Source organism: Gryllotalpicola daejeonensis, assembly GCF_039538145.1.
GTDB classification, from domain to species: domain Bacteria; phylum Actinomycetota; class Actinomycetes; order Actinomycetales; family Microbacteriaceae; genus Gryllotalpicola; species Gryllotalpicola daejeonensis.
The window spans coordinates 43,717-68,110 of sequence record NZ_BAABBV010000001.1 but is presented as its reverse complement, the minus strand read 5'-3'; the positions used below and the strand labels follow the sequence as shown (position 1 = coordinate 68,110).

At 67.4% G+C, this 24,394-nt stretch carries 21 protein-coding genes; 11 read left to right on the top strand and 10 right to left on the bottom strand.

The genetic code is table 11. The features are described 5' to 3' along the window. Positions 1-4: 4 nt before the first annotated feature. A complete protein-coding gene (locus tag ABD736_RS00380) occupies positions 5-2,032 on the bottom strand; it encodes a hypothetical protein (RefSeq protein ID WP_344789759.1) in 2,028 nt (675 codons plus the stop codon). After that, positions 2,029-4,998: a hypothetical protein gene (locus ABD736_RS00375; RefSeq protein WP_344789758.1), complete on the bottom strand. Its 2,970-nt coding sequence runs from the start codon at positions 4,996-4,998 to the stop codon at positions 2,029-2,031. The genes ABD736_RS00380 and ABD736_RS00375 overlap by 4 nt, the downstream gene beginning before the upstream one ends. Before the next feature lie 1,278 nt (positions 4,999-6,276). Here ABD736_RS00375 and ABD736_RS00370 point away from each other — a divergent pair. The 6 genes from ABD736_RS00370 (at position 6,277) to ABD736_RS00345 (ending at position 10,906) form a co-directional block, all read left to right on the top strand. Continuing rightward, a complete protein-coding gene (locus ABD736_RS00370; protein ID WP_344789757.1) occupies positions 6,277-6,495 on the top strand; it encodes a hypothetical protein in 219 nt (72 codons plus the stop codon). Between the two features lie 143 nt (positions 6,496-6,638). Then, the gene (locus tag ABD736_RS00365; RefSeq protein WP_344789756.1) at positions 6,639-6,941 is read left to right on the top strand and encodes a hypothetical protein; all 303 of its coding nucleotides are present in this window, start codon (positions 6,639-6,641) and stop codon (positions 6,939-6,941) included. Beyond that, positions 6,932-7,579: a hypothetical protein gene (locus ABD736_RS00360; RefSeq protein WP_344789755.1), complete on the top strand. Its 648-nt coding sequence runs from the start codon at positions 6,932-6,934 to the stop codon at positions 7,577-7,579. Before ABD736_RS00365 ends, ABD736_RS00360 begins: the two co-directional genes overlap by 10 nt. Then, a complete protein-coding gene (locus ABD736_RS00355) occupies positions 7,576-8,445 on the top strand; it encodes a hypothetical protein (protein WP_344789754.1) in 870 nt (289 codons plus the stop codon). The genes ABD736_RS00360 and ABD736_RS00355 overlap by 4 nt, the downstream gene beginning before the upstream one ends. Beyond that, the gene (locus ABD736_RS00350; protein WP_344789753.1) at positions 8,442-8,957 is read left to right on the top strand and encodes a hypothetical protein; all 516 of its coding nucleotides are present in this window, start codon (positions 8,442-8,444) and stop codon (positions 8,955-8,957) included. Before ABD736_RS00355 ends, ABD736_RS00350 begins: the two co-directional genes overlap by 4 nt. After that, positions 8,954-10,906: a hypothetical protein gene (locus tag ABD736_RS00345; RefSeq protein WP_344789752.1), complete on the top strand. Its 1,953-nt coding sequence runs from the start codon at positions 8,954-8,956 to the stop codon at positions 10,904-10,906. Before ABD736_RS00350 ends, ABD736_RS00345 begins: the two co-directional genes overlap by 4 nt. 52 nt (positions 10,907-10,958) lie before the next feature. On the opposite strand, the gene ABD736_RS00340 is transcribed toward ABD736_RS00345, so the two are convergent. Continuing rightward, entirely contained in the window at positions 10,959-11,516 is a 558-nt protein-coding gene (locus ABD736_RS00340) for a hypothetical protein (protein ID WP_344789751.1), read from the bottom strand. Between the two features lie 352 nt (positions 11,517-11,868). Here ABD736_RS00340 and ABD736_RS00335 point away from each other — a divergent pair, with 352 nt between their 5' ends. The 4 genes from ABD736_RS00335 to ABD736_RS00320 all read left to right on the top strand — a co-directional run bounded on the left by ABD736_RS00335 (position 11,869) and on the right by ABD736_RS00320 (position 15,979). Beyond that, positions 11,869-13,056, top strand: coding sequence for a hypothetical protein (locus tag ABD736_RS00335; RefSeq protein WP_344789750.1), 1,188 nt, complete (start codon positions 11,869-11,871; stop codon positions 13,054-13,056). A 10-nt stretch (positions 13,057-13,066) separates the two neighbouring features. After that, a complete protein-coding gene (locus ABD736_RS00330) occupies positions 13,067-13,333 on the top strand; it encodes a hypothetical protein (RefSeq protein WP_344789749.1) in 267 nt (88 codons plus the stop codon). Positions 13,334-13,422: 89 nt separating this feature from the next. Then, entirely contained in the window at positions 13,423-14,280 is an 858-nt protein-coding gene (locus tag ABD736_RS00325) for a hypothetical protein (protein ID WP_344789748.1), read from the top strand. A 946-nt stretch (positions 14,281-15,226) separates the two neighbouring features. Beyond that, entirely contained in the window at positions 15,227-15,979 is a 753-nt protein-coding gene (locus ABD736_RS00320; protein ID WP_344789747.1) for a YfbU family protein, read from the top strand. A gap of 122 nt (positions 15,980-16,101) precedes the next feature. Here ABD736_RS00320 and ABD736_RS00315 read toward each other — a convergent pair whose 3' ends face one another. Further along, complete coding sequence (locus tag ABD736_RS00315) at positions 16,102-16,587, bottom strand: hypothetical protein (protein ID WP_344789746.1); 486 nt, start codon at positions 16,585-16,587, stop codon at positions 16,102-16,104. On the opposite strand from ABD736_RS00315, the gene ABD736_RS00310 reads away from it, so the two are divergent. Next, positions 16,543-18,063, top strand: a complete 1,521-nt coding sequence (locus tag ABD736_RS00310) for a hypothetical protein (protein WP_344789745.1) — start codon at positions 16,543-16,545, stop codon at positions 18,061-18,063. The genes ABD736_RS00315 and ABD736_RS00310 overlap by 45 nt on opposite strands. Positions 18,064-18,131: 68 nt before the next feature. On the opposite strand, the gene ABD736_RS00305 is transcribed toward ABD736_RS00310, so the two are convergent. The 6 genes from ABD736_RS00305 to ABD736_RS00280 all read right to left on the bottom strand — a co-directional run bounded on the left by ABD736_RS00305 (position 18,132) and on the right by ABD736_RS00280 (position 24,344). Then, entirely contained in the window at positions 18,132-19,103 is a 972-nt protein-coding gene (locus ABD736_RS00305; protein WP_344789744.1) for a hypothetical protein, read from the bottom strand. Positions 19,104-19,260: 157 nt separating this feature from the next. Continuing rightward, positions 19,261-19,938 carry a hypothetical protein gene (locus ABD736_RS00300; protein WP_344789743.1) on the bottom strand — a complete coding sequence of 226 codons (678 nt, stop codon included), beginning with the start codon at positions 19,936-19,938 and terminating at the stop codon, positions 19,261-19,263. Continuing rightward, the gene (locus ABD736_RS00295) at positions 19,935-20,363 is read right to left on the bottom strand and encodes a hypothetical protein (protein ID WP_344789742.1); all 429 of its coding nucleotides are present in this window, start codon (positions 20,361-20,363) and stop codon (positions 19,935-19,937) included. The genes ABD736_RS00300 and ABD736_RS00295 overlap by 4 nt, the downstream gene beginning before the upstream one ends. Before the next feature lie 386 nt (positions 20,364-20,749). Further along, the gene (locus tag ABD736_RS00290; RefSeq protein WP_344789741.1) at positions 20,750-23,515 is read right to left on the bottom strand and encodes a YncE family protein; all 2,766 of its coding nucleotides are present in this window, start codon (positions 23,513-23,515) and stop codon (positions 20,750-20,752) included. Next, complete coding sequence (locus ABD736_RS00285) at positions 23,512-23,730, bottom strand: hypothetical protein (RefSeq protein WP_344789740.1); 219 nt, start codon at positions 23,728-23,730, stop codon at positions 23,512-23,514. The genes ABD736_RS00290 and ABD736_RS00285 overlap by 4 nt, the downstream gene beginning before the upstream one ends. Continuing rightward, positions 23,730-24,344, bottom strand: coding sequence for a hypothetical protein (locus tag ABD736_RS00280; protein ID WP_344789739.1), 615 nt, complete (start codon positions 24,342-24,344; stop codon positions 23,730-23,732). Before ABD736_RS00280 ends, ABD736_RS00285 begins: the two co-directional genes overlap by 1 nt. Positions 24,345-24,394: the final 50 nt, after the last annotated feature.

The following is a 24,394-nucleotide window of genomic DNA, read 5'->3' as shown; positions in this document are numbered from 1 at the left end:
AGCGTCACCTCGTCAGCCCGCCCGCCCCAGAGCTCGGCACCGCCCACCCTTCGGGCAGCGCCATGCTCTGCTCGAACTTGCCCTCATCGAGTGGCGCATTCGTCTTCGCGTCGTGTCCGAAATCGACGTGCTGATGCGTGCACGAGTCGTCGCCCTGGGTGATGTTGGTGAGTGGCAGCGTCACCCCGCTCGCTGCCTTGCACTGCACCTGCCCGGCCCATGCCCCGACCGCCTTGGGGACCATCGGGTCGAGGATTTGCAAGAGCGCGGCGCTCCGAGCGTCACCGCCGGTCAGGTACTGCCCGCCGAGCTCGCCGAAGTCGACTGCCATCCCGACGAAGTGGGCCGACTGGATCGAGGCATCCGTGCCGTCGTGCTCGCATGTGCGGTTGAGGTCGTTGACTTGGACCGAGCCGAACGCGTGCTGTGCGACGAGAATCGCCTCGAGCACGCTGGTCCCAAGGAAGCAATCGCTGGTCGCCTTCCCGCTGGCGATGTTGTCGACCTCGCTCTTCAACGGGACTGACGAATCCGGGTTCGCCCAATACGACACCTTCCCCTGACCTTCGAGGGTCACGATCTGCTCGGCCAGCGCCTTCTGATCGGTCGCGACATCAGCTCCCGGAGCCCCACACACCGACGTCGAATCGCCCGCCGACGCGCCGTTCGACCCGGTGGACGGTGCGCCGGCGGGGGTGCCGGCGGTTGCGAGCATGGAGTCGTCGAGCGCCTTGATTGTGGTGGATGGGGTGGCTTTCGACCAGAGCTCGTCGACGAGCGACTCTGCGGTCGCGACGTTCGGCGTGTATGCGGTCGGATACGCGGAGACTTCGACTGCCTGCGACGCGGCGTCGGGGGCCAGCGTCACCCAGCCGGGCTGGTCGAGCAGTGTGCTTGTGGAGTGCTCGTCGGCAGGCTTGAACGGGCCGCCGAGGTAGCGGATGACGTTCTGGTCCGCGTCCATGAGCTCGGCGACGGTGCCCCAGTTGCCCCCGTTCGCCCGCATCTGGAAGAAGCCGACCGAGTCGTGATCGGAGCCGACCGCATCGTGCGGGTAGTTCAGCGAGTCGGGGACGGTGGAGTTGGCGTACATCTTCAAACTGCTCTCGGTGAGCGCCGAATCCAGCGCGTCGATGCTCGCGGTCCGTGCCTCATTGTCGTCCGTCAGCAGCCCGCGGATGTCCGAGATGATCTGAGTGGCGTGCGCGATCTGGATCGAGCTGAGGCCGCCGGCGCCTGAGCCGCCCGCCGAGCTCGACGTGGTGCCCGTGTCCGCCGGGCACGAGTTCACTTCACCCGTGATGAGTGCCACCGTCTGCGCCCAGATCGTCGCGGCATCCGCGCCGGAGACGGAGAGGGCCGATTCGAGAGCGGCGCTCCACAGCTTGCCGACTGCATCGACGTCGTCCTTGTGCGAGTCGTCGATCGTCATCGAGTCGTCCGAGACGGTCAGGTAGCTGGTCAGGCTGAGGTCGAGGTTCTTGTCGGAGCTGACACCAGCGGCAAGGTCTTCCGCCTGCGCGTGCGTCATCGACTTCCCCTCAACCTTCGCGTAGGCGAGAGCGAGTGCGACAGGAACATCGGTGTTCTCGACGGCGTCTTCGGCGTCACTCACCTGATCAGCGGTGAAGCCGTTGGTCTCCGCAGCGTCGATCTGCTGCGACTGGATGGATGTCTGCGCGTTCGCGACGAGGGACGTGAACGCCTGACCGATCACCCCGACGACCAATCCCATGGCCACCAGGGGGCTGAGGAGTCCGATCAACCATTTCCTGCCTGCCTTCGAGGTGACCAGCGATTTCGCGGCGCCGACAGCCGCACCGTGAACGCCACCAACCGCGGCACCTTTGATCGCGCCTTTCAGCGCCTCCTTTCCGGCCTCCGCCGCGTCAGACTTCGGCTCGCCGTTCTGGGTGACGGAGTTCACGCCCTTGCTCGCGAGGGCGCCCACCTTGTCCGAGACGCTGCCTCCCTGGCGGCGACGGATAGCTGCAAGCTTCTTCGCTGCTTCGCGCGGGTCGAGAGTGCTCACCGCTGACCGCCGTTCGGATCAGCCGGGCGTGCCGCCTGGGCCGGACGCTGAGCGGTCGGGTTCACGCGCCCGGCGACCGCGGTGCCCTGGTTTGGCTTCGGCTGAGGCTTTGCGGCCGGAGCCTGAACGGCGCGACCGGGCGCGCGCTGAACTTGCCGTTGCTGCGGCATGGCCTGCTGCGCCGGAGTGACGGTCCGCTGTGTGGGCGCCTGAGTTGGCTGCCGAGCAGAGGACTGCGTTGCCCCCTGCGTCCCGGTGGCCTGCGTCGGCGTCTTCGGCTGAGCGCTCGGTGCCACCTTCGGAGCGGTGCGCGGCGTGGGTCGCATCGCGTGCTGTGCGAGTCGCTGCGCCGCCGCTGCGGTGAGCTTCGGACGTGGGGCCGTCGACGCAGCACCGAGGGTCTTGCCTGCCAGGCCGGCGGCAGCGAGCACCTGACCGGTCGTGCGAATGTTGCCGAGCGGCTTCGCCTCAGCGAGCGGCTCGCGAGCGCTGCGCGCGGGCAGTGAAACTGGCTGGCGCCAACCAGGCTTCGCCGCGCCCTTCGCAAGAGGGAGGCCGAGCGCCGTGTGACGCGGGTTCGCCGCGAGCCTGCGGGCCGGTGACTCCTGCACGATCGCCGTAGCGCCGGAGGTGCCTGGGCCCATGATCCAGGCACCGGTCCCGTAGTGGCGCTCGCCGGGCTTCAGCGCCGGACCGAATGCAAAGACCCCATCCTTACCGCGGGTCCCGGCCTCGGTGGGCGCAGGCTTCGGCTGAGGAGTGGGTGCCGGCCCCGGCTTCGGAACCGGCACGTCCTTCGGCTTCGGCTTTGGCGCCGGCGGCATCTCGCCCCGGCGGCGATTGCGGAAGGCGTTCCATGCCGCACCTGCGCCTGCGGCGATCGTGCTGCCGGCCGCCTGCGCACCCTTTGCTGCTCCCTGCCCTGCCGCTTTCGCCCCGGCCTTCGCGACCCGGCGCCCCGCGGCCGCTGCGTTCGCTTCATGTCCGCGCGCGTGGCCCGCGCCAGCTGCGAGCAGAGAGCCGCCGACAGTGGAAGCCGCCCCGCCCCACGCCATCGCCTCGGATACCTTGAAGATGCCAGGCATCCCCATTGATTTGAGCAGGAAGGAGAGGCAGACGAGACCGAGGAGCGGCGAGAAGCCATTCCAGAGCTCGAGCATCGGGCTACCTGACGTGAACAGGGAGCGCCCGAAACCACTCATCATCTGCGCGAAGACGACAATCAGGGACAGGACGAAGGTCGTGGCCCAGGCCATGATCATGCCGCCGACGGCCTTCTTGGCGAACGTCGAAATCTGCTGTGCACCTGAGTCGCGGGCCAGGATCGACTTCACCAGGATGAAGAACAGGGCGATCATCGACAGGACGCTCATGAGCTTCATGAGGCAGGTGGCGAGAGAGATAGCGCCCAAGCCTGCGAGGGTCGCAAGGCCGCCGATGGCGTAGCCGGCCGAAGCGAACCCGGCCCCACTGGCCGAGCCGGCATTCCCGTGAAGCGCGTTCACGAAGTCTGTCGCCGCGGCGACCTCAGCCTTCGTCGGGCTCGACGTCGTCGGTGCGGGGAAGTTCTTGTCGACCTTGTTGCCCGGAATGTCGAAGGGCTTCAAAGTGTCGCTCGAGTCCGAGTCGTTGGCCGCGAGGCCGTCCTTCGACCACCACGACTTGCAGTCGTTGAGATCGGCCACGACCTTCCAGGCCGGCCGGATGCCGGTGACCGAGTCGGTCTTCGGGTCCACGATGCAGGCGGCCCAGGCGACTGCTGCCTGGTCGACGGCGTCCGGGTCGCTCGCGTCGAAGTTCCAGGCAGCGGAGTCGATATTGACCTTGTACTTGGGCCCGATTCCGACCTTCGAGATGTCGTAGCCGGCCCATGCCATCGCCGTGTCGACGGGGGCGATGCCTGACTGGCGGTCCAGTAGCTGGCAGAAGACTTCGCTCGAATAGGGCGTGCCGTCTGCCTTCGTTCCCTCGCGCGCGTCTCCGAACTGTGCGTTCTCGTAGGCCTGCAATCCCCCGACGACCCAAAGTTCAGAGACGGCCTGAGGAATCGCGCCGGCGTTGATCGCGTCGGTCCCGGCGACGGATGCGTACCCGTTGTCATAGTTCGCAGCGAGCTGCGTCATCTCCGTGGAGCACGCCGAGCCCGGGGCGGCGACCTCCTTAATCGTGGAGGCGACGGTTGTGCTCTGGGCGGCGACCGAGGGCAGGGACCCGGCGATCGCCACGGTCTGCTCGGTTTTCTGAATCACCCACCATGGGGACAGGAAGACCGGCTTCTTGTCGGCGCTGTAGACGCCCTCCGAGGCCTTTCCCGCGTCCTCGGCCGCCTCGGACGCGCTCGCTGTGACCATTGTGAAGATGACTGCGAGGAGCGTCGCGAGCCCGAAGAACCGCTTCCACGGGAACTTCTGGGTCTTGCGGGTCTCCCAGAGGGAGGTGGCGACGACCAGCATCACGAGCACGCTGATGACCGAGGCGGTGGTCGCCGTGCTCGTGGTGATCAGCTGGCCGATGGGGCTGATGATGCGGGCGTCGATCTGGAACCCGAGCACGTCCAACGGGTTGAAGACCGTTGCCATCTGCACGAGGTCCCCGGCGATCTTGTATGCCCAGTTGCCGATCGCCATCGCCGCCGAACGGACCACCTGGCCAAGCTGCGCGACCGAGTTCGTGAGGATGTTGCCTGACAACCGCGAGTGCAACTGATCGGTCGCCCCCGACCACCGGTTGAGGGGCAGGTCGACCGACAGCTGGTCCCAGATCGTGCAGCTGCTGTCGCCCTTCGCGCAGGTGTCGGTGTCGACGTCCCCTGTCGCCTTCGCAACCGGCGCCGCCACCACGACGCTCGCCGCAACCTCATGCCCGCCCACAGTCGCCGCGTCCGCCGCGCCAGCGCCGAGGATCGCCCCGCCTACGGCGATGGTCAGGGCGACCGCGAATGCGGTGAGGCGGTGGGCGAGTTTCATGGGGACGGTCCCTTTCGATTGGCGACCGGGCGTCCCCGATCTGAAAGGTTCAAGGCCCGCGGGCGGTAGCACCGACGTCGCCGCACACGACCCAACGCTCAGCTCGCCGTGGCATCTGCGGCCATTCACGCCAAGTTGCGCCGCCCGTTCGCGCCGCGTTGCGCCACGACCCGGCCGCTCGTTTGGCCGCGATCGGGCACGTGTATCGACCCACGCAGGGTCGGCTCGGGCTGCGGCGCTCGCCCGTAGACATGCGGGCGCGAGAGTCCCAGCCCATCCAGCGCGGGAGACGCATGTCGCCAGCCAACCGCCCCTTAATCGCCTCGACCTTTCAGGTGGATTGGAAAGGGGAAGGGTGGGGCTGTTGGAGTCGAAGGTGCCGTAACCCGGAGATCGTTCGGGACGGAGGTCAGCGTTGCTGGTGTCAGGTGTCCCATGGGACATGTCTGTTTCGGTGACGACGTGACAATTCTCAGGTTCCCGTGGTCTCTGTCACCGGGTCCCGGCTTCGCCGTGCCCCGGATGGCCCGTCCTGTGGCCCGTCACGCACTCCTCCGGTCGGCCCGCGTAGCGTCTCGTGTCGCGGCCGTTGAGCGATGCGTCCCGTCGACGTTTCCCGGTTCGCATCCGTCGAACAGCGTGACGGGCCGCCACCGCGCCTTCGGCGCGAGGCCGGCGGTTCCCGCCTCTCGCGAGCTTCGCCCGCTCACCGGCCGACCGTTGGCCGCCCGCGTCAACGTTTCGTGGCCGTCCCGGGGTCGTGTCGAGCTCGGCGGCTCGCACCGGCTACGTCACGCGTGCCGTTTCGACGGCGGGTACCCGCCGCACGTCGACGTGACGGGACCGGCACGAGCCGCTCCGGTCCTCAGGCGACGAAGTCGACTGATCGCGCCGAAGGCGCGGGGAACGATTCGTGACCGGCGCGAAGCCGAATCGCGGTCGATGCTGCTTCGCGGAGCGGACCGCTGACTGTTCGCCGTAACGCGTCGCTGACGCTGGGCGACCGAGCAGGCGAAGCCTGCGACGGAGAACAGGTGAGCGGGCGAAGCCCGCGAGAGGCGCGAAGCGCCGGCACACATCGCACCCCGACTACGCGCGCCCCGGGCCCCGGGGCGCTTGTCCACCTCGGATACGCCTATCGGCGGGCCGGCGGCGCGCGAGCGCCGGGAGGTTGCTGACGCGAGGCGGCTATCGCCAGACCCACGGCACGCGGGTGTCGTAGGAGCGTTGGCGCGCGATGGCAGTCGCCAGCTACCGCTGGCGGGCCTTGACTTCGGCATGATCATCTCCGATGTCCAGGCCGCCGAGATCTCCGGTTCGGCTCCGGTCTCGGCGCTCGAGAAGCTCCGGGAAGTCGAGCGGCGCCGCGCCGAGCTTTCGAGCATCGAGAAGCGAACCGATCTCATCCGGCGTGCTCTCGCCGAAGGCGCGACGGCAGAGGACATCGCGCGGATCTACGGCACGCTTCCGGCCGTGATTCGTCTCGCCTTCCGCTGAAGGTGTCCGGCCGCGCTACCACTCTCGTCCTTGCGCCCGAGGGGACACGGCCCTCACGCCTCCCGCCGCATTTGAGGGGGTGTCGAAGGGCAGTCGCCAGCAGCAGCGCAATCAGCGCAGCGGCTGCTCCAAAGGGAAGCAGAATGTCAGATCTCTCGCTCAGCGAGCAGTACGAAGACGGGGCACCGGTCACTGAGGTCGCGGTGCTTTCCGTAGAGCAGGAACTGGAGAGGGCGGAGCTCTTCGCGGAGCTGTGGTCGCTGGTTGACGGGCTCCCCTCGAAGCCCAGGCAGGCGCTGCTCATGACGGCAGATGGCGCGACCATCTCAACGGTCGCCAACCGCACTCACTCGACCGTCGAGCAGGCCGCCGAGTGGCTCGATCAGGCGGCCAGCGCACTGCGCGTTGCCCTCCTCCAGCGGACGGCGGTCCTCGCATGGCTCTGACCCAGATGCAGGAACGGGTTCGCGACCTGGTCGTCGAGCTCCGCGAGTGTGACGAGCGTCGTGCCTCGCGTGTCACCGGCGAGGTCATGGCCTTGCTGATGGAGGCCGTCGAGCGGGAGTCCCGCGGGTGGTCCCGCGACGTCGGCGACTGGGACGGAATCGAGCGCGAAGACCTCGCGGCTGCCGGCCTCGAAGTGATCCTCGAAGCGCTTGCAGACTGGCGCGCTGGGCGCATCGACTTCGGCGACGGCGCCAACCCAGCGGTATGGCTGCTGCGCCGCGCCGGGAGGGTCGTCGCGAACCGTTCGCGCGGACGTATCGGCAACCACGGGCGCACAGGCACAACAAGCGCCGCCCGTCGCGAGAAGACGATCGCGATCTGGGTCACAGCGAAGCTCGAGGGCGCGTGGCTCTCGGACGGCCGCGTACACCTGGCTGATGGGCCGACCGTTGATGCGGACGGTCTCCTCACGGAGTTCAACGCTCAGATGCGCGCGGGCAACACGGACGCGGTGAAGAACGGGGCGCTGGCATCCGCGGAAGAGATGCGGGCCGCGTTCTACCGGGGCCGTGCCGTGCTCCCTCCGCACCCGGCGAACGTCATCCGCTACTCCCAGCGGGCCTTGGAGCAGGTATGAGCGGAATCGTCAGGCGGGTGCAGGAGCGTCGTCTCGGCGCTCGTCTCGCCGACGACCGCGGCGACACCGACGCCATCGGCGTGGTCGCCGGCATGGTCCTCACCCTTTCGATCCTCATCCTGACGACGGTGATCATCGTCGAGAACATCCACGGTCTGACCCATGACGCCGTTAACCGAGCCACCGTGCAAGCGCTGGAATCTCATCTCACTGCATGGGAGACGGAAGCATACGGCGCCGCTGACCACGCAGCGACATCTTCGCCGCGGCCGATTTCCCTGACTATCGGCAAGCGCACCGTCAGCGGCGTCGAGAAGGTGACGCAGGACTCGGCCGGTGTGCGCACGTTGACCGCGGCCGCGCCCCGCGCGCTGGAGTCTGGCGTCAGCTGCGTCTCAGCGCTCACCACGATGTCGCCGAGCTGCGTGACGTTGTCCGCTGTCTCGTGGCCGTCTGCGACTGATGTTCTCCCGCCGACGCCGTCGGGCGTCACGCTGGGGGTGGCTGCCGCGAGCCGCGGCGTGGAGGTGGCGACCCTCTCGATCAGCAAGCTGCAGGCAGCCGGCGCCCTCGATGTACGGCTCAGCGTCAAGCCGGCGGCATCCGTGAGCGCGGCAACCCTCTCGACCTGGCGCGCGTCGCTCGTGTGCGCTGGTGGCACGGCGCTCACTTCGACCGTGCCTGACGCGCAGCTCTCGCCTGAGGTCTCCGGGTGGTCGAGCGCGCGGCTCACCGTGAAGAAGGTCGCGGGCGCCTGCCCGACCGACGCCGCGCAGATCGACGTGTGGTCGACGAGCTCGACACAGCCGAAGGCAGCGCAGGTCACCTCACCTCACGTCTTCCGAGTGGCAGGAGCAGCCCAGTGAGCCGCATCATGGAGCGCCTGCGGGCGGACGACGGGTTCGGGCTGACCGATGCGATCACGATCATGGTGATCTCGTTGCTCGCGATCAGCGTGATCGGCGGCATCTCTATCGTCGCCACGCTCACCTCGGCGCAGACCGCCCACCAGGCGCAGGCGCGTGACGCCATCGAGCTCGATGCGACCGCGCTCCTACAGAAGGCGAACACGCAGGGCGTCGGGTCGGTCAAAGCTGGCGGCGCACCCGTCACCTACCCGGCGCTCGACGAGAGCGTGTCACTCACGTCGTGGGCTTTGAACTCCAGCGGCGCGATCGTCGCCAAGTTCAGCGCAACCACCACTTCGCTCGCCGGGCGCCGCACCGAGACCGCGACCGTCACCATGCCGCTGACCACCGTCTCGCAGTACACCGGGGCCAGCGGTTCACGTCAGACGTGGACGAGCTCGTCGTCGAGCGCGCCTGCTATCGCCTACCGGGTGCTGCCGCCCGTCGAGCTCCGAGGAGAAAGCAAATGAACGGTATCCGTGAGCGCGTGGCGCGCACTCTTCGTCGAGAGACCGGATCGAGCGATCCGATCTTGGTCCTCGGCGTTATCGCGACCGGACTCGTCCTCATCTCGTTGACGTTCGGCATCGTGAAAGAACTGGTTCAGTTCACCGCGAACTACACCGCTACGCAGCAGGCGTCGACGACATTCGCTCAGGCGCAGCGCGCGTTCGCTGATGAGATGGCCGGCTCCACCTCGGTCACCGTCGCTGATGGGAAGAACGGCGCCGGGCAAGCTGTCACGATCTTCACGCCAATGCCCGCGAACGCCGCAGGCGACGTCTGCCAGGTGAGCACGTGGCAGGCGACCTCAGAGGACGCCGGCGAGCAGGCCGGGCTCGGCCAGGACAAGAATCTGGGCAAGCAGATCGTGCTCGAGGAAACCGTGCGCCTGTCTAAGTCGTCAGCGTGCAACGCTATCCCGTCGGGCAGCGGTACGAGCGTCCTGCGGATTCCCGGATGGACGGCTTTCCCTACATGGACCTTCAAGAACCCCGTCGGCTCGACCGTCACGTGGAAGGCAGGTGCCGTCTCCAAGGTCACCGCAGACGCCGCGACGAAGAAGCAGGGTTACGCGACGGCCGCGGAGATGGCCGACAAGCAGTTGGCAACCGTCACGATGAGCGGGACGCTCGATCTGCCGATCGGCAAGAAGACGACCGAGCAGCTGTCCGGGCACGGCGCACGGAAGCCGGTCGTCTCATCGAGCCCTTCGGCCCCCGAGACGCTCCCTGGACGGCTCCTGTTCGCGCCACAGGGAACGCCGACTGCGAAGGCGGCGACCAGCGGTTTCGCGAAGGTCGCGGGCGAGGTTCAAGGGATCAACGTCGCGGCGACCAGAGGCGCGCCGAGCGAGTGCGGGGCGCTCCCCTACTATTCGGTGAAGCTAACGGTGACCCCCGTGACCCCGAGCGGCACGGCGACCTCATTCACTGCCTCAGACGCCTTCGACGCGACGAAGACGAAGGGCTCCGTGGGACTCGGTGCCGGAGGCCGCGTGAAGGTCGCTGAGACCTTGACTTGCCCACCAGTCAGTGACGGCGGTAACCAGAGTGGGACGCCGAAGGCGGTGACCGTCACCTACACCCAGCCGCTGCCCGCACCGACGGTCACGATCACCGAGATCTCCCCGTCCAAGTGGAAGGCCAGCTGGGACAAGGTCAGCTCGCTGACCACGACCTTCACCATCACCGAGAAGGAGGCCGGGTCGGCGTTCGCCACGGCGACGACCAGCGCGACGTCGGTCACGTTCACGACGCCGGCGCCCGCATATGGGACGACCGTCAGCGTCACCGTGAAGGCGGCGGCGGGCGTGCTCACGTCGAGCGGGTCGGCGAAGAGCGGAGTCGTCAGCTGGCCGGCCGCCACGTGGTCCCCGACCCTGCACGACACGGGGGTGACCGGGGAGCAACCTCAGAACCACAGCCCATATGTCACGGGCAGCGGCTGCCCGAGCGGGACCGGGACCCAGGTCGAGGCCTTCGACAGCGGAATCGGCGCATACTCCGGCTGGGTGAGCGGGACGAGCGCCGGCTACTCGATGAGCGAGGCATACTCCACGAGCTACCTCGCGGTCGGCGAGGTCCGCTGCGCCACCCCGTATTCGATCAGCGGCGAGACGACCACCTCTGTCGCCTGGACAACGCACGCGCCGCCGCCGCCTCCCCCGGTGGCCCACTACGGCGTCGGCGGCGATGTGTGCGCCCCACCGAACTACATCCCACCGAGTGACACACGTGAGCGCCTCAACGAGGTGAACCACGAGTGCTACGTCCAGACCGCGAAGCAGACCTATGACCAGTTCGGCAATCCGCTGGGGTGGAGCGACTGGGAGCCGAGCGATCCCGGAACGCCGGTCGGCCCGTGGCTGTGCAGCGGGGACGATCTGACGGCCGGAGGCTATTGCAAGAACGACTAAACGCAGAGGGGCGCTCGCACGATGCGAGCGCCCCTCTGCGTCTGGCGTCGAGTCAGCCGATGAGGAAGACGACCTTCTTGCCCTCGTAGTTGATGTCGCCGACGGTTTTCTCCTGAGTGTGGGCGATGGCTGCGACCTCGCTCTGCTCCCAATCCTCGTCTCCGCAGATGTGGTGAGTGGACAGGGGCCCGGCCACCTCCCAGTACTTCTTCCCGGAAGTGTCACCCGGGCACGACATCTGAGTGACGTAGGCCAGAACGACGTTCGGCCCGATTCCCTGAGCGATGGTCGCGAGCTTCGCGTCGTAGGCGGTCTCCTCCATTCGAGGAAGAGCGGCAACCTGCGCGGTCACCTGCGCGTACTTCGCGGCGCTCATACCGCTGGCCGTCAGAGCAAGCTGCTTGGGGTCAATCGGCTTCGCCGGCGTGGCGACGGGCTTCGGCGCCTGCGTCTTCGCGGGCGCAGCGGCCGGCGTCGCAACCTGGGTGGCGACCGCCTTGTGCTGCGGCTCGACCTTCGCGGAGCTGCCGGCTGCGGTGCACCCGGCGAGGGTGGCGATGGCGATGGCTGCGGATACCGCGGCGATGGCGATGCGGGTGTACTGCTTCATGGGATGCTCCGATTCTGTCGTATCCGCCGGTTCCACCCGGTGGGGGTATCTACGAGTCGGAGGCCCCTGGCTGCTCATCCCGGTTCGTTATGACCCCTATGCGCGGCACCCCTGACTCGCTGGGATATATGCGGTCAGGGGACACGGCTCCCGCGCCTTCCCGCTACCAGGAGCGGGCCTTGAAACCGATATGACCGTTGAGATCGACATCAGGACGCTGCACAGCGCGGTGCCCGACGAAGCTCTCCGCTCCCACCAGCTCCTCGATCCGGCGTTCGATGGTCTCTGGAACGGCGACAGCACCGGATCGTGGCTGACCGCTGACGAAGCGCGACGCCGTGCACGAGCTGGCGTGCAGAACTTGCCCAGCTGGCTCGATCAGGACCCGGAGCTCGTGCTCCAATCGGTTGTCTCGCCGCGGCGCCGTGAAGCGAGACTCGACGTGCTCGGTGCGGTCGCGCAGTTTCGCACGCTGTCTGTCGACCAGCTGGCTCAGATCACGGGGCGCCCCGGGCTCCTGCGCGAGCACAACGAGATCCTCGGCGAGTTGTTCGCTGCCGGGCTGATCGACCTGGGGACCGCCGGTGGTTCGTCGCTGCTCGGAGGAGTCGGGCGCTCGCTGCTTGTGAGGCCGGCGCGAACGGACGTCTACGACAAGAAGGTCGCGCCTCTGCTGACGCGGGCTGAGAACGCCGGGATCACCGGGGGCAGCGGATGGGCGTCAGATCAGCAGTATCCCCGCCACAACGCGCTGGCCACGACGACGCTCCTCCGACTCGCGGAGTTCGTGGAGACGGGTGGCGTCGCCGGAGAGCTGCTCTCGTCATACGGCGACCTCGCGCAGGTGCGAAGCGGCCTGCCCCGACCGGCATCGCCGGCATCACCCGATGGAGTCTTCCTCCGCTCTGACGGCGTGGCCGTCGCCCTCGAGTTGCAGATCAGCGTCGGCCCCAACGTCCGCTCGAAGATCAGGCGCATCGCCGAGCTTCTCCACTCCGTGCGTCTCGCCGACAGCGGACTCGTCGTTCTCATGGTTACCGCGCGGCGCCGGGCTGCGAGCGGTGACGTCCACCGCCAGCTCCGCTCATGGGTTCGCGAGGCCGTGCGCGACTTCCCGGGAGCCCGCGGTGATCGCACCGCCGACCGCTTCTTTCTTGCGGCTTACGAAGACTGGTTTCCAGACCGCCACCAGGTCTTGCCTGAGTTCCTCGAGATGGTCGCGTGGCGCCCGAGCGGTCCCGTCAACGACCCGTGGACCCAGGCATCCATCCTCGACGTCGTCGGCGACCTGCCATTCGACCCGGCGGACCCGAGCCGAATCGAGGCGGCGCTCACGAACGTGCGCACGCTGCGCGGCACCCCGTACTGGCTGCGAGGCGGTCAACGGCCACCGATCTGGGCGAGCACCGTCGTCGCAGCAGGGTTCCCCAACGGCATCCCTCGGCCACCACTCGCCCGCCCCGAACGCCCCGGCGGCCAACCTGTCGGCTCGGCGCGCGGCGCAGCCGGCGCCACCCAAATCCCCCGACGACTTCGATGAGAGGAATGGCATGAAGACGAAGCGACCTCCGACGGAGCGTGTCACCGTGATCCGCACGGGCATCGACCGACACGCCGCGGCACCCATCGGCGGCGCGTTCATTGCGATCGCCGCAGACGGCTGGTGGACGACCACCGACAAACCCTGGAAGCAGCTGATCAAGCACGCCGAGAAGCAACGGGCCGAGAAGCCGACAACCTCGGCTGAGGCGGTCACCCTCATCCAGTCGATCGCTGACGAGCGCGACGACCTGCTCGAGATCGTCGAGGTGCGCTGATGTGCCGCGCGCGCCACTCAGGCGGCCGCCGCTGCCCGAGCTGTCTCCTACGCGCCGTCCGCGACCGCGCACGGGCCGCCGTCAAACGTGTGAGCGCCGAGCTCGAAGGGGCTGCGCTCACCGCCGCCGTCACCGCACAGGTCAAGAAGATCCTGGCTGGCCAGTCGCCGGCCACCGCAGAGAGTGCGGCGCCAGCCGCTGAAGGAGAAAGCCCGATCGTGGGAACCATCGACGACATCCAGAAGACGATCGGCCGTGGGCCCGGCGCCCGCCTGAAACTGCTCCGGGTTGAGAACCCCGGCGTCGAAGACGGGAAGCTGGTCGAACGCGTCGGCGTCGGCCACGTGATCGTCGAGCAGCTGACTGACGGTGAAGGCGGGCTTGTCGCCGTGATCCTCGACGACGGAACCCGCATCGGCCTCGACAAGCCGTCGTTCCGACAGGGACTGCTCGTACTGCCGGTGGACGGGGACCCGGAGACGCGCGCGGTGTACAAGCTGTTGCCGCCGGAGGAGAAGCTCGCGGTCGTCGATCGCAGCGGACTCGACCCGAAGACCGCTGCGCGACTCGACGACCACCGCGAGCTCGTGGCATCCGTGTCACGGCTCGCGGTCGATGAGACCAGCAGGACGGCCGGGAGCCCCGACGAGCTGCGCGAGCTCGTCGAACGACAGCTCTCAGCCGTCCATCACGAGCTGGCGCTGTACCGAGGGGCCGCCGCCGAAGCCCACGGCGGAACGGCACCCAAGGATGCCGTCATCGACGAGCTCGCAAAGCGCGCGCACGACGCCTGGCGCGAGAAGGTGCAGAAGATGCGGTGGAAGATGAGCGAGCGGCAGGCAGAGTTCGTGAAGAAGTCAGGTGCGGAGAACCCGAAGCTCGCGACGTGGCTCGGTGAACTGCAGTCGATCCAGGACTCGATCGAAAAACAGACGATGCTGATCTGACCGGCGCGGACTGAGCTGCATCAGCTGCGCGGCCGACATCAGTCAGGTTCCAGGATGTGAAAGCGCGACGAAGCGGCGGCACGCTCGGGCCTCGTCACAATGCGTAGCCAGAATGCGTGCTCACGGACATATCGGAGTAGTTCAGTTGGACCGCTCGCATCGTAAGGGAAGGGCGTCGCTCCGGACGGTCGTCCCGCCATGAGCGCGCTGTACTGCCTTCGACGGAGACCTTCACTGTAGGCCACAGCCACCTGCCACGTCGCGAAACCTACAAGGAGGACCAGAAGGCCAGAGCCCAGCATCAGCCAAGTCCGCCCGACTGGCCACCAGCTGAATCGAAAACTCCAAATGGCGGCCTCGATTCCCGCAAGCCCGATTGCGAAGCCGTAGATCGCGGCGACGGCAGTCCACGGCGGGAATGGAATGCTGTTCCTCAGGATTATCAGCGCAGCGTGTCGCGCGATATCCGCGTTCAGCGCATCGCGAAGATGCTGCGGGAGGTCCGCCTCCAGCAACTTCTGGTTCTGCCGTATTCGTAGCCGCGCACGGCTGTTTGCGCTGATCGGGACCCCAGCAGCTGCGAGACCGCCCGCACCTATCAGCACTGAGGCTGCGGTGGCCACCGAGCTAACCCAATCTGCGCCGGTTGCCGCGCTGCTGGTCGCGAGAATGAGCATGGCTCACCGTAACCCGTCCGTGGTAGGGGCGGAAGTGTTGGCGGCCGGAACTGGGCGCCAACGAAACATGTCGCGGTGCGCGGAGGCGTGACGGGAACGTGCCGATGGGCGGGTCGGCGCCGATGCGTGCGAGGCCGCGAAGCGGGCGAGACCGGCCGCAGCGAAGCGGAGGCCGGTGACACGCGCCGGCGAGGGTTCCGAGTTGCGGTGCGTATTACATGACATCATGTATGTATTACTGCAATACGTGCTTTACGAAAGGAACGCACATGGCCACGATCACACTCCGCATCCCTGATGAGCTTCGCGACGGCCTTCAGGCGAAAGCCGACGCCGAGCGACAGTCGCTCAGCGAGTTCGTCCGCGATCGGCTCCAGGATGTCGTCTTCGACTTCCGAGCTCCGGAGAACACTGGGAATAGCACTCAGCCGGAGTCGCTGACCTCGATGGAGCGGCACACGCTGTCGCTGCTGCACCGCATCCTCGCGCGCGTACTTCCCGAGGATGCGAACGATACCGACGGCGACACGGAGTACCAGCTTGAGCGTGCTCGGGTTCTCGAGGAGGGCTTCACCAGCGAGTACTGGGTGGAGTTTGCCGGCCTGCACAGCGAGCTCACCCCGCGCCAGTGCGAGTTCGTCATGGACGTCCTCGATATGTTCAGCATCGTTATCCGCAGCGTCGAGCGTCTCGAGGAGAAGGGCGGCGAGCTCGAGAAGATGACGAAGTACGTACTGCGGTTCCGCGGATTCGATCACAACGATGCAGTCGAGGGGCACATGTCGTCGTTTGTTCAGCACCTGGTCGAGGACGGCCGGTGGGAGGAGCACCGGGAGTTCGTGCTCGGTCGCGAGCGTGGGAACTCGCACTCGCAGATGTTCGAGGCGTACTCGCGCATGCTCACCGCGTATCGCGAGGTGAAGCAGCGCCGCCCACGCTCCTTCGATCCGGAGAGCTATCTGCTGAGCAAGGACGAACTCGAATACGTCGCCCAGGCGCACACGCACCCGTCGAACCGCTAACGCTGAGGCCCGCCGGGGTCAGACGGCGGGCCTCTGTCGAAAGCGTTCCAGCACAGCAGTTGCTGGGAAGGTGTGTCAGCTCCTTCACCTGTCCTATGCGGCAGGTGCAGGGTCGGCTGGGTTCAACGCTTCGGTCGCGCCGGCAGCGGGTAGCGCCACTGCTCTCGGTCTTCGGCGTCTCTCGAAGTCGTCCACGTCACCGTGATCGTCGAGTCGATCGTCGCCATCGAACGTAGGGCGAAGAACTCGACAGCCTCCCCGGGCGCGATCTCCTCGTGGACGTCTTCGGCTCTGACGATCAAGCTCGGGTCATGCTCGATCTTGACGCCGAATGCGGTGCCATCACCGACGTTCGTCAAGAGATACGCGTCGCCGCGAGACCACGTGAGTGACCAAGCAACGCGCCGCTCAATAGCCCTGCTTTCCCCTACTCTCAGCACCGGCCGCTCTGCGAGCTTCTCAAGCGCGTCAGCGATCCGCATCGTCTGGTCGATGCTCAAGGCGGCTGCCGCCTCGGCGCGTTCCGCAGCGGCATCGGCGCGCTCCGCGTCACGGTTCTGACGATGCGCCGTCCAGAAGAACGTCGCGACGACACCGGCGCCGACCACGATGTTCGAGCCGAGCTGAACCCACTCGGCCGCCTGATCAAGACCTGTTGCCACGAGGCGAGCATAGGAGCGGGTGCCGACATTGCCGGGCGCCCCGTTCTGGGGTGGCTCACGCATCGGTCGGCGGCAGTGGTGTCCGAGGCGGATGCCAGGATCGGTTTCATGAGCGTTGGTTACTTCGGCGCACCCCGCCCACGCGTCCTGGCGATCGGTATGTCGGACGATGAGATCGAGGTGATGCGTTCGGCCTCGGGAAGCGTCGTCGCCGTCACGAGTCCCTTTGAGGCGCATCCAGAAGAGCACGACGTCCTCGTGATTGCGAATGCCGAGTTCCACGAGCACTCCGGCCTTTTCCCTAGGCGACTGGTGTTCGCGGGAAAGCCCGTCTCTCCCACCAAAGGCAGAGTCTTCGGCTATGTGGGGAGCGACTCCGGCGCTCGCTCATCCGCCGTTACTCAAAACAGTCCAGCGCGCGACCTGGAGGTCACCGCAGATGCGGGCCTACTGGCCATCGAGGCTCTTGTGCGCAGGAGCTGCATGCCTTCGCCTGGCGCCATCTACAAGGGTCTGCCAGCATCGGTGAACCCGGCCCGCGACGCCAAGATCCTGCTCCGCGAACGTCTCGATCGCCCCCTTACGCTCGCTGCAATCTTCGAGTCCGACGGATGGGGAGATACGCGGGACTCGGCCATCTGGCTGCCGCACACGGCACGGGCGCATCTGAAGGACTGGCTACTCTTCGCTTTCGGTATGTGGCGCGAGCGAAATCCCGAAATGTTCCCAGTCACCGCTGACTGGATGAGCGCCGACGAGTGGTCGGCGCCGGATGAGATCAGAGCGCGGAATGCCCTCACTGCGTTCGATGAAGAAGAAGAGCGCCGTCAGGCACAGGCGGCCGAGCAACGAGCTGAGCTGGTAGCAGCCATGGACAGCACCGCCGACCACGGCACCGCCTGGCGGTCGCTGATCTCCGAGACCGGGGAAGAGCTCGTCGCTGCGGTCAAAGGCGCGCTCGAGTATCTCGGGTTCACAGTCATCGACTCCGATGCCCTGCCTGAGAACAAGGACAAGAAGCAAGAGGATCTGCGCGTCATTGACGACGGGTGGGTCGCGCTTGCCGAGGTCAAGGGCTACACCGGCTCGGCGAAGTCGAACGACCTCCACCAGGTGACGCGCGCCGCGACGACCTTCGCATTGATTGAGCAACGCACCCCAGACGCGCTTTGGTACATCCCGAACACGCAGCGCGAAATCGACCCCTCCCAACGTGAGACGGCTCTCGCCGGCCGGGACGACGACCTGGCGTCATTCGCGAAGGAGCACGACGGATGCCTGATCGACACGAGAGACCTGTTCGCGCTGCGCCAGCGGGTTGCGACTGGCGAATGCACGGCAGAGGAGGCGCGGGCGCTCTTGAAGGACACGAGGGGCAGGTTCACTGCAGAGCTTGCCCCCGAAGTTTCAGCCGAGAACTGACGCGCCTCGGAACGCAGAACGCCCCGCGCCCGGTTCGGGTACCGGGCGCGGGGCGCTGTGGCTCATGCTCAGACGTTGGCAGTGATGCGGACGCCGGCGGGCTCCGACCAGTAGTTCTCGTGCCGATCGTCGTCCCACTTGAGGAGCTTGGGGCCGGTCTCCGAGGGCATCACTTCCAGCCCGGTGGGCAAGTCCACGAGCGTGAGCGCCGAGTGAGCATCGAAGTCGTTCGCGTCGAAGTCCTCGGGCAGCTCGATTTCGGTGTACTCAGTGGTGGGCTCGACATCGCCCGGGCGCGTCGAACCGTAGATGCCCAGGCGGACGAACCACTGTCCTTCCCTCTCGACGAGTTCGGTGTAACCGCGGACTGCGCCCGTTTCGCGAACCTGGTCGCTCAGGCTGTTGTCGCCGAACTCGTCAGCGCCGAAGTTCGGGCCGACGCCGAAGTAGCCTGCAATCTCGGAGACCTGGTTCTCCACTTTCTCGGCTTCGATGCGCGCGTCGTGCTCGTTTTCGAGCCAGTAGTACAGGTCGGCGAAGGTGTCGTCGTCTGCGTTGTCTCCGCTGCACTCCCAGCGGGTGGGCTCACCGTTCCGGAGAACCAGGAAGGACGGCCGACAGCCTTCAATGTGTTCGGCCCGACGCAGCGAGAACTCAGTGGGCGACTCCTCGAAGTCACCGACTGCGTATGCGAGCAGCTCGGCGAGGTCGTCGTGGTCCTGCTTGACGATGGCCTCGCTGAGCTGTGCCGCGGCCGCGGAAGGGTCACGGTCGAGAGCAACCTCGAACTCGCTGCGTCCGTTGCTCACCACTGCCTGGTAGCCGGATTCGGACGGTGTCATCTCGATGTCGAAGAGCTCACTGTCGAGCCCATACGAGTTGGCGACGTCGCTCAGCGCGTGCGCAAGCGCCTCGAGTTCGGCGCTCTGGGTCGCCTCGCCGAGCGAGATGTCGGCCTCGGCGTTCTCACGCTTCTCGGGGACCCGACGCTCGTGCGCTCGGCTCGCTGGCGTCCCGTCTGCGTGCTTGCCGGCGCTCACGGGGATGGTCCTGGTCATGATGACCCACTTTCTGCCGCGTGTGCGGCCGTTCGATTTGCGGTTGCGGGCTCCTGCTGGCCCGACTCCCGCACACGCGGGCAGATGCAGGTGGAGGATGTGGCTGCCCGGCGATGTGAGGCGGGCCTGGTGCGCTGTGTCAGCTGTCGAGACTGACGGTCCCGGCGTGTCCGAAGAAGCGGTCGTAGCCGGTGAAGTCGGCATTCAGGCCGTAGTCGCGAAGAACGGACTCGAGCACGTCGGTTTCTGGCTGTTCCGGGTAGAAGTTGCGCGGGCGCCCGAAGGTCGCGATGTTGCTTGTGGGGTCGCCTTCGCGGTGCTGGACTGCGAACACGACGGAGTCCGGAGTCCACGCCGAGGGGTCGTTGCGCCCCGCGTGAGCTTGAATCTCTGCCTCGTCGAGTGCGAGGACCGCGGCGAGGTAGGCGGTGTCGATGGGCTCGTTGCTGTCGCGTTCGATGAGCTCCGCGGCGTTGGTCGCGGCCGCCTGCAGGCCCGGGTTGAGCGTCGTCGCCCGGGCGATGGCGCTTTCACGCGTGAGCTCCTCGACCCGCTCGTTGAGGCGGTACTCCACGTCCGAAAGGGACTCGTTCGTGTCGACGTCAACGTACTCGCCGTCTTCGATTCGCAGCTTGATAGCGGCGAGCTGCTGCTTCGTCGCGTCGAGCTCGACCGCGACCGTCTCTGCGGCGGACGCATGCTGGGCGTCGAGCTCCGGCGCGTCGTACTCACCGCGTTCCTTGCTCGTGCCGAACTGCCCGTTCTTGCGGCGGTTCGATTCGCGGCGGTTCTCTGCGTTGGGGTTGATGCTGGTCATCGGTTGTCGTCCTTCTCGATTGCTGCCAGCTCCTTCTCGGCGGTCTGCCATTCGCGGGCTGCGGTCAGCGCATCCTGGTAGAGCGCGTCGGCACGCTTGCTTGCGCTGCGGTCGCCGAACAACATGCGGGCCTGGTAGAGGAGCTCGGCTTCACGTGACTTCGCCGACTTGACGATTTCCAGAAGCTCGGTCTTGCGCTCTTCTCGCTCGTCTTGTTCGTGCCAGTCAAGGAGAGCCTCGATGTACCCAGGGTCCTGTTGCCACTCGCGAAGCATTCGGAGGTCGCTCGGGCTGATGTAATCAGGGCGGAGCGAGACGTCGCCCGCGGCGTTCTGATGTCGCTCCGGCATCCTGCGCTGGTGTGCGCGGGCCGCGGGCGTTCCGTCCGCATGACGGCCGGCGGCTACGGGGATGGTTCTGCTCACTGCTGCTGTTCCTGTTCTGCTTGCTTGGCTATCTCGAAATGGATGAGCGCGGCGTCTCGTTGGGCACCGGCCCGCTGCCCTGGTTGTGCGCGGCCAGCACTCCTGAATCGGCTTGGCACGCCGGAACTTCACCCGATTTGGTTAAGAATCCGGCGTTGTCGAGCGATTCTCGCGTCCGAGATGGGTGTGGCCACGCTCACCACCACCTATGCGCCCAGCCCCGTGCCGGCTGTCCCGGAAACGCGAAAGCCCTCCCCGCAGCTTGGGGTGGGCTTCGTGTCGAGTCGACTGCCGCCAAGCAGACGACTCGTTTCGAGATGTGGGAGGGAGCAGAAACGAACCTCACCGACACCAGTCCTATGCGGCGGTGCCGCGTTCGGCTGGGGTCACTGCGCCGGTGAGAGCACGGTGACCGTCGAGTCGCCGGAGTCGGTGACGAAGACCTGCTTCCCGTCTGCGCTCACGGTCACCGAGCGCGGCGACTTGCCGACGGGGACCGTGGCGATGGCCTTCCCGAGCTGGGTGTCCCAGACGACGACGGTGCCCGAGCTCGCGTCGGCGAGGTAAAGCCACCGCCCGTCCGGCGACAACGCGGAGCCCGCCTGCGTCGAGACACCCGAACTCCACTTCCCGACCACCTTCCCCAAGGTCAGATCGACCTCCACGAGGTTGTTGGCGCTGCTCCCGGTCGCGATCCACAGGACATCGCCGTCTACGGCGACCGACGTCGCGGCGCTCAGCCCTGTCGCAATCGTCGATACCGCCATCGTGATCGGGTCGATGATGGCCACGGACGCGGAGGACGAACCGTTGGCGACGAGACGGCCGTCGTCGAGGACGTGAATCTCCGGTCTCGAACCGAAACCGCCGATCGACTTGGTCGAGATGACCGCTCCCGAGCTCCCGTTCGCCACGTCGAGTTCGGTGGAGCTCGCGGAGACCGAGCGCAAGAAATAAACGGTGGTGCCGTCCGCCGACCACGCGCCGGCCACGGCCGCGGATGCCGGAATCGTCGCCAGCGTCGCAAGAGTCTGGGCGTCGAGGATCTGCAGGCCGCCGACGTAGTTGACGACCAGGAGCTTCGAGCCGTCTGGCGACAGGACGACCGACTCCGGTTGCCCGGTGGTCGTCACTGTGTTTACGACGGTTCCGGTGGCCCGGTTGATGACTGAGATTTCCTTGCTGCCGAAGTCGGCAACAAACGCGGTGTTCCCGTCCGGGCTGAGCGCTACCGACTGTGGCGTGGTCCCGACGCTGATCGAGCTCGTCGGGGCCACCGCCGGATTAGCGGCGACGGTGAATGAGACGCTGGCTGTCGCGGTCAACCCGTGGGAGTCGGTGACCCGGACGACCGCCGTCGAGGTACCGGTGCCGCTTGGCGTGCCCGCGATCTGACCGTTGGACAGAAGACGCAGTCCAGAGGGCAGCGAGCCGCCGACGACCGAGAAGGAGTAGGAGCCCCACCCGCCGGATGCCGTGAGCTGCACGCTGGCCGGCGCATACTGCGTCGCAGCCTCAGAATCGTTCGCCATGAGCAGGGGCGTCGGCTGGACCGTGACCGGGATGACGATCTCCTGCCACGCGGGGTCTGGGGACGAGAGGTCTTCGACGCCGACCGTGATCGACCACGATCCGGGGTCGTCGCGCTCAGCGGTCAGCTGCTGGCCGACCAGCGCGAGGCCGGGCGAACTCTGATCGAGGCGGTAGACGAAGCTCGCGTCGGTCGCGCCGTCGTCGGCGTCCAGGGTCATGCCGCCCACCTGCCCGGCGATCAACGCGAGCGTCGCCGGGGTGAGTGCGGGCGTGCGCGGCACCACATTGATCGTGATGTCCCGGGTCTCGGTTGCCCGCCCGTCGGTAGCGGTGACCTCGACCTGCGTCGGACCTTCGGTGAGCGGCGCGGTACCGCGGAGGTCGGAGCCGTCGAACGCAAGCCACTCGGGGAGGTCTGCGACGTCCAACGTCACAGGGAGCCCCGCTGAGCTCGTGGCTGTGAGCGCGTCGTCGAGGGACTCGCCCACGGTCACATGGATTGTGGCCGGCGCCTCGAGTTCGATCGCGTCCGGGGTCGAACCACCGGAGCCCGGCGCGATCTGCCCGGGGTCGGAGCTCGGGTCGCCTGCCGACGGGTCGGAGCCGGGATCAGAAGACGGATCGGAGCTTCCGCCGTCGCCCGGGTCAGAACTCGAACCGCCCGAGCCCTGACCGCCGGAACCGCTGCCCGAGCCTGAGCCCTGCCCGTTGGCGCCGGAGCCTGACGAGCCCGATCCGGGGTCGGGGTCGCCGGACGATCCGTCGCCGGGGCCGGGGTTGGAAGCGCCGGAGCTGCCGGGGCCGGGTGATGAGTTGCCGCCGGAGGAGTCGCCGGGGTTCGAGCCGGCGCCTGACTGGTCGCCGGACGAGGAACCTGAGCCGGGGGCGGTGGACGGGCTGCTGGTTCCCGCGGCGATCACGCGTATCGAGAACCACCTCGAATAGTGCTTGCCGTCTGCCTCGGCGCCGAGCTCGAAGACGAACTCGCCGGGTGGGGTGCTGACGGTGCCTGCGATGATCCCGGTCACCGGGTCGATGCTGAGGCCTGGCGGCAGCGAGCCGGCGAGCACCTGCCAGTTACTCGTCTCTTTCGCGCCGGTCACCGTCATCGGCTGGCGGTATTCGTCGTCCTCGATGCCGACGGGGAGTGGGGTCGCGGTCGCCGGCGTCTCGCCGTCACCGTCGTCGCCACCAGGCGAGCTGGGGTCGGCGATCGTCGGACCGGCGGGGGTGGTGCCGGGCGTGTTCGGGTTGGACGTTGCCGGGTCACCGGGGGCGCCGGATGCGGGGTCCCCTGGTGACGTCGGACTGGTGGCCGTGGAGGTGCCGGGCTCTGCAGCCGAAGCATCCGCGGGCACAGCCGCGGACGCGCTACTGGGCGCCCCGGCGCTGGACGCGATGGAGTCGCCGTCGCTGTTCCGCGCGGAGCTGCGAGGCGGCTGAACCGCGGCCTGCGCGCCTGCGACGGCAGACGGCGCGATCTCCTGCCTCGAATCCGTGGGCTGGGGCCCGGGCGCCTCGTGATGGACCTTTCCGTCAGCTGTCGCGAGCGGGAACGCCAGCGTGCTCGCGGCGAAACCACCGATGATCGCCGTGGACACGGCAGGTGCAATCCTCACAGCTTCCCCTCCCAGTCCTTGTGTGCGGGGACCTCCGGGCGGCGTGCTGCGGCGCGGGCCGCCTTCTTCTGTGCGAGGCGGCGGTCGCTGATCCGGTCCTGGATGAGGCCGGCCGCGACCAGGCCTCCGAAGAACGCGACGAAGGCGGCGACGATGAGCCAGACGGTGACAGGGCTCACCGCGTCGATGCTGTGTGCGGAGCTTGCCCAGACCATCAGAGCCCCTTCCGGATGAGGTCGGCGAGCCCGATCAGGTGGAGAAGGTCGTCGGTGCGAACTCGGCGGGCACCGCTGCGTCCGGTCGACACGGAGTCGCGTTCGACAGGAAGGGGCCAGCGGTTCTGCCGATACATCTGGTCGATGGCCACGGGGGAGACGCCGCAGAGCTGCGCGACCTCCTGGAAGGTCAGCCGGTCGTTCTCTGACACAAGGCGCTCGGCCGAGGTCGTGCCCGGCAGTGCAGCCTGACCCATGAGGTCAACGACGCGGCCGTCAGGGTCGAGCTGGTACCGCGCGCCCCGAGTTCCAAGCGACGACAGGATCGCTGCGGCGTTGCGATCGCCCGCGGATGCTCGGCGAAGAAGGTCGAGCGCCTCATGGGCGGCACTCACGCCACCGCGCCTGGTGTCGCGCGTTCGGACGTAGCGGAGAGCGCCGAACGGGCGCAGGACGGGGATGTCGAGGTTGTCGTTGGCCGCTTGCTTGCGAACGAAGCCGAGGTCCTGTCCGGTGATCGCGGCGTAGTCGCCGGTCGTCACGAGGAGCTGCGCGTCGACAACCCGATCGAAGTCGGCGGGTGTCAGGGTGCTGGGCCGGGTGAGAGTTTCCATTAGATCCTTCTCATTTCGAGGTGGTGTCGGCCTCGGTGCGGGCCGACACT

Bases quoted from the DNA above. Each gene is read 5' to 3' on its own strand.
- ABD736_RS00375 (WP_344789758.1), bottom strand. From the start codon at position 4,998: ATGAAACTCGCCCACCGCCTCACCGCATTCGCGGTCGCCCTGACCATC.
- ABD736_RS00370 (WP_344789757.1), top strand. From the start codon at position 6,277: ATGATCATCTCCGATGTCCAGGCCGCCGAGATCTCCGGTTCGGCTCCG.
- ABD736_RS00365 (WP_344789756.1), top strand. From the start codon at position 6,639: ATGTCAGATCTCTCGCTCAGCGAGCAGTACGAAGACGGGGCACCGGTC.
- ABD736_RS00360 (WP_344789755.1), top strand. From the start codon at position 6,932: ATGGCTCTGACCCAGATGCAGGAACGGGTTCGCGACCTGGTCGTCGAG.
- ABD736_RS00355 (WP_344789754.1), top strand. From the start codon at position 7,576: ATGAGCGGAATCGTCAGGCGGGTGCAGGAGCGTCGTCTCGGCGCTCGT.
- ABD736_RS00345 (WP_344789752.1), top strand. From the start codon at position 8,954: ATGAACGGTATCCGTGAGCGCGTGGCGCGCACTCTTCGTCGAGAGACC.
- ABD736_RS00340 (WP_344789751.1), bottom strand. From the start codon at position 11,516: ATGAAGCAGTACACCCGCATCGCCATCGCCGCGGTATCCGCAGCCATC.
- ABD736_RS00330 (WP_344789749.1), top strand. From the start codon at position 13,067: ATGAAGACGAAGCGACCTCCGACGGAGCGTGTCACCGTGATCCGCACG.
- ABD736_RS00320 (WP_344789747.1), top strand. From the start codon at position 15,227: ATGGCCACGATCACACTCCGCATCCCTGATGAGCTTCGCGACGGCCTT.
- ABD736_RS00310 (WP_344789745.1), top strand. From the start codon at position 16,543: ATGCGCCGTCCAGAAGAACGTCGCGACGACACCGGCGCCGACCACGAT.
- ABD736_RS00300 (WP_344789743.1), bottom strand. From the start codon at position 19,938: ATGACCAGCATCAACCCCAACGCAGAGAACCGCCGCGAATCGAACCGC.
- ABD736_RS00285 (WP_344789740.1), bottom strand. From the start codon at position 23,730: ATGGTCTGGGCAAGCTCCGCACACAGCATCGACGCGGTGAGCCCTGTC.
- ABD736_RS00280 (WP_344789739.1), bottom strand. From the start codon at position 24,344: ATGGAAACTCTCACCCGGCCCAGCACCCTGACACCCGCCGACTTCGAT.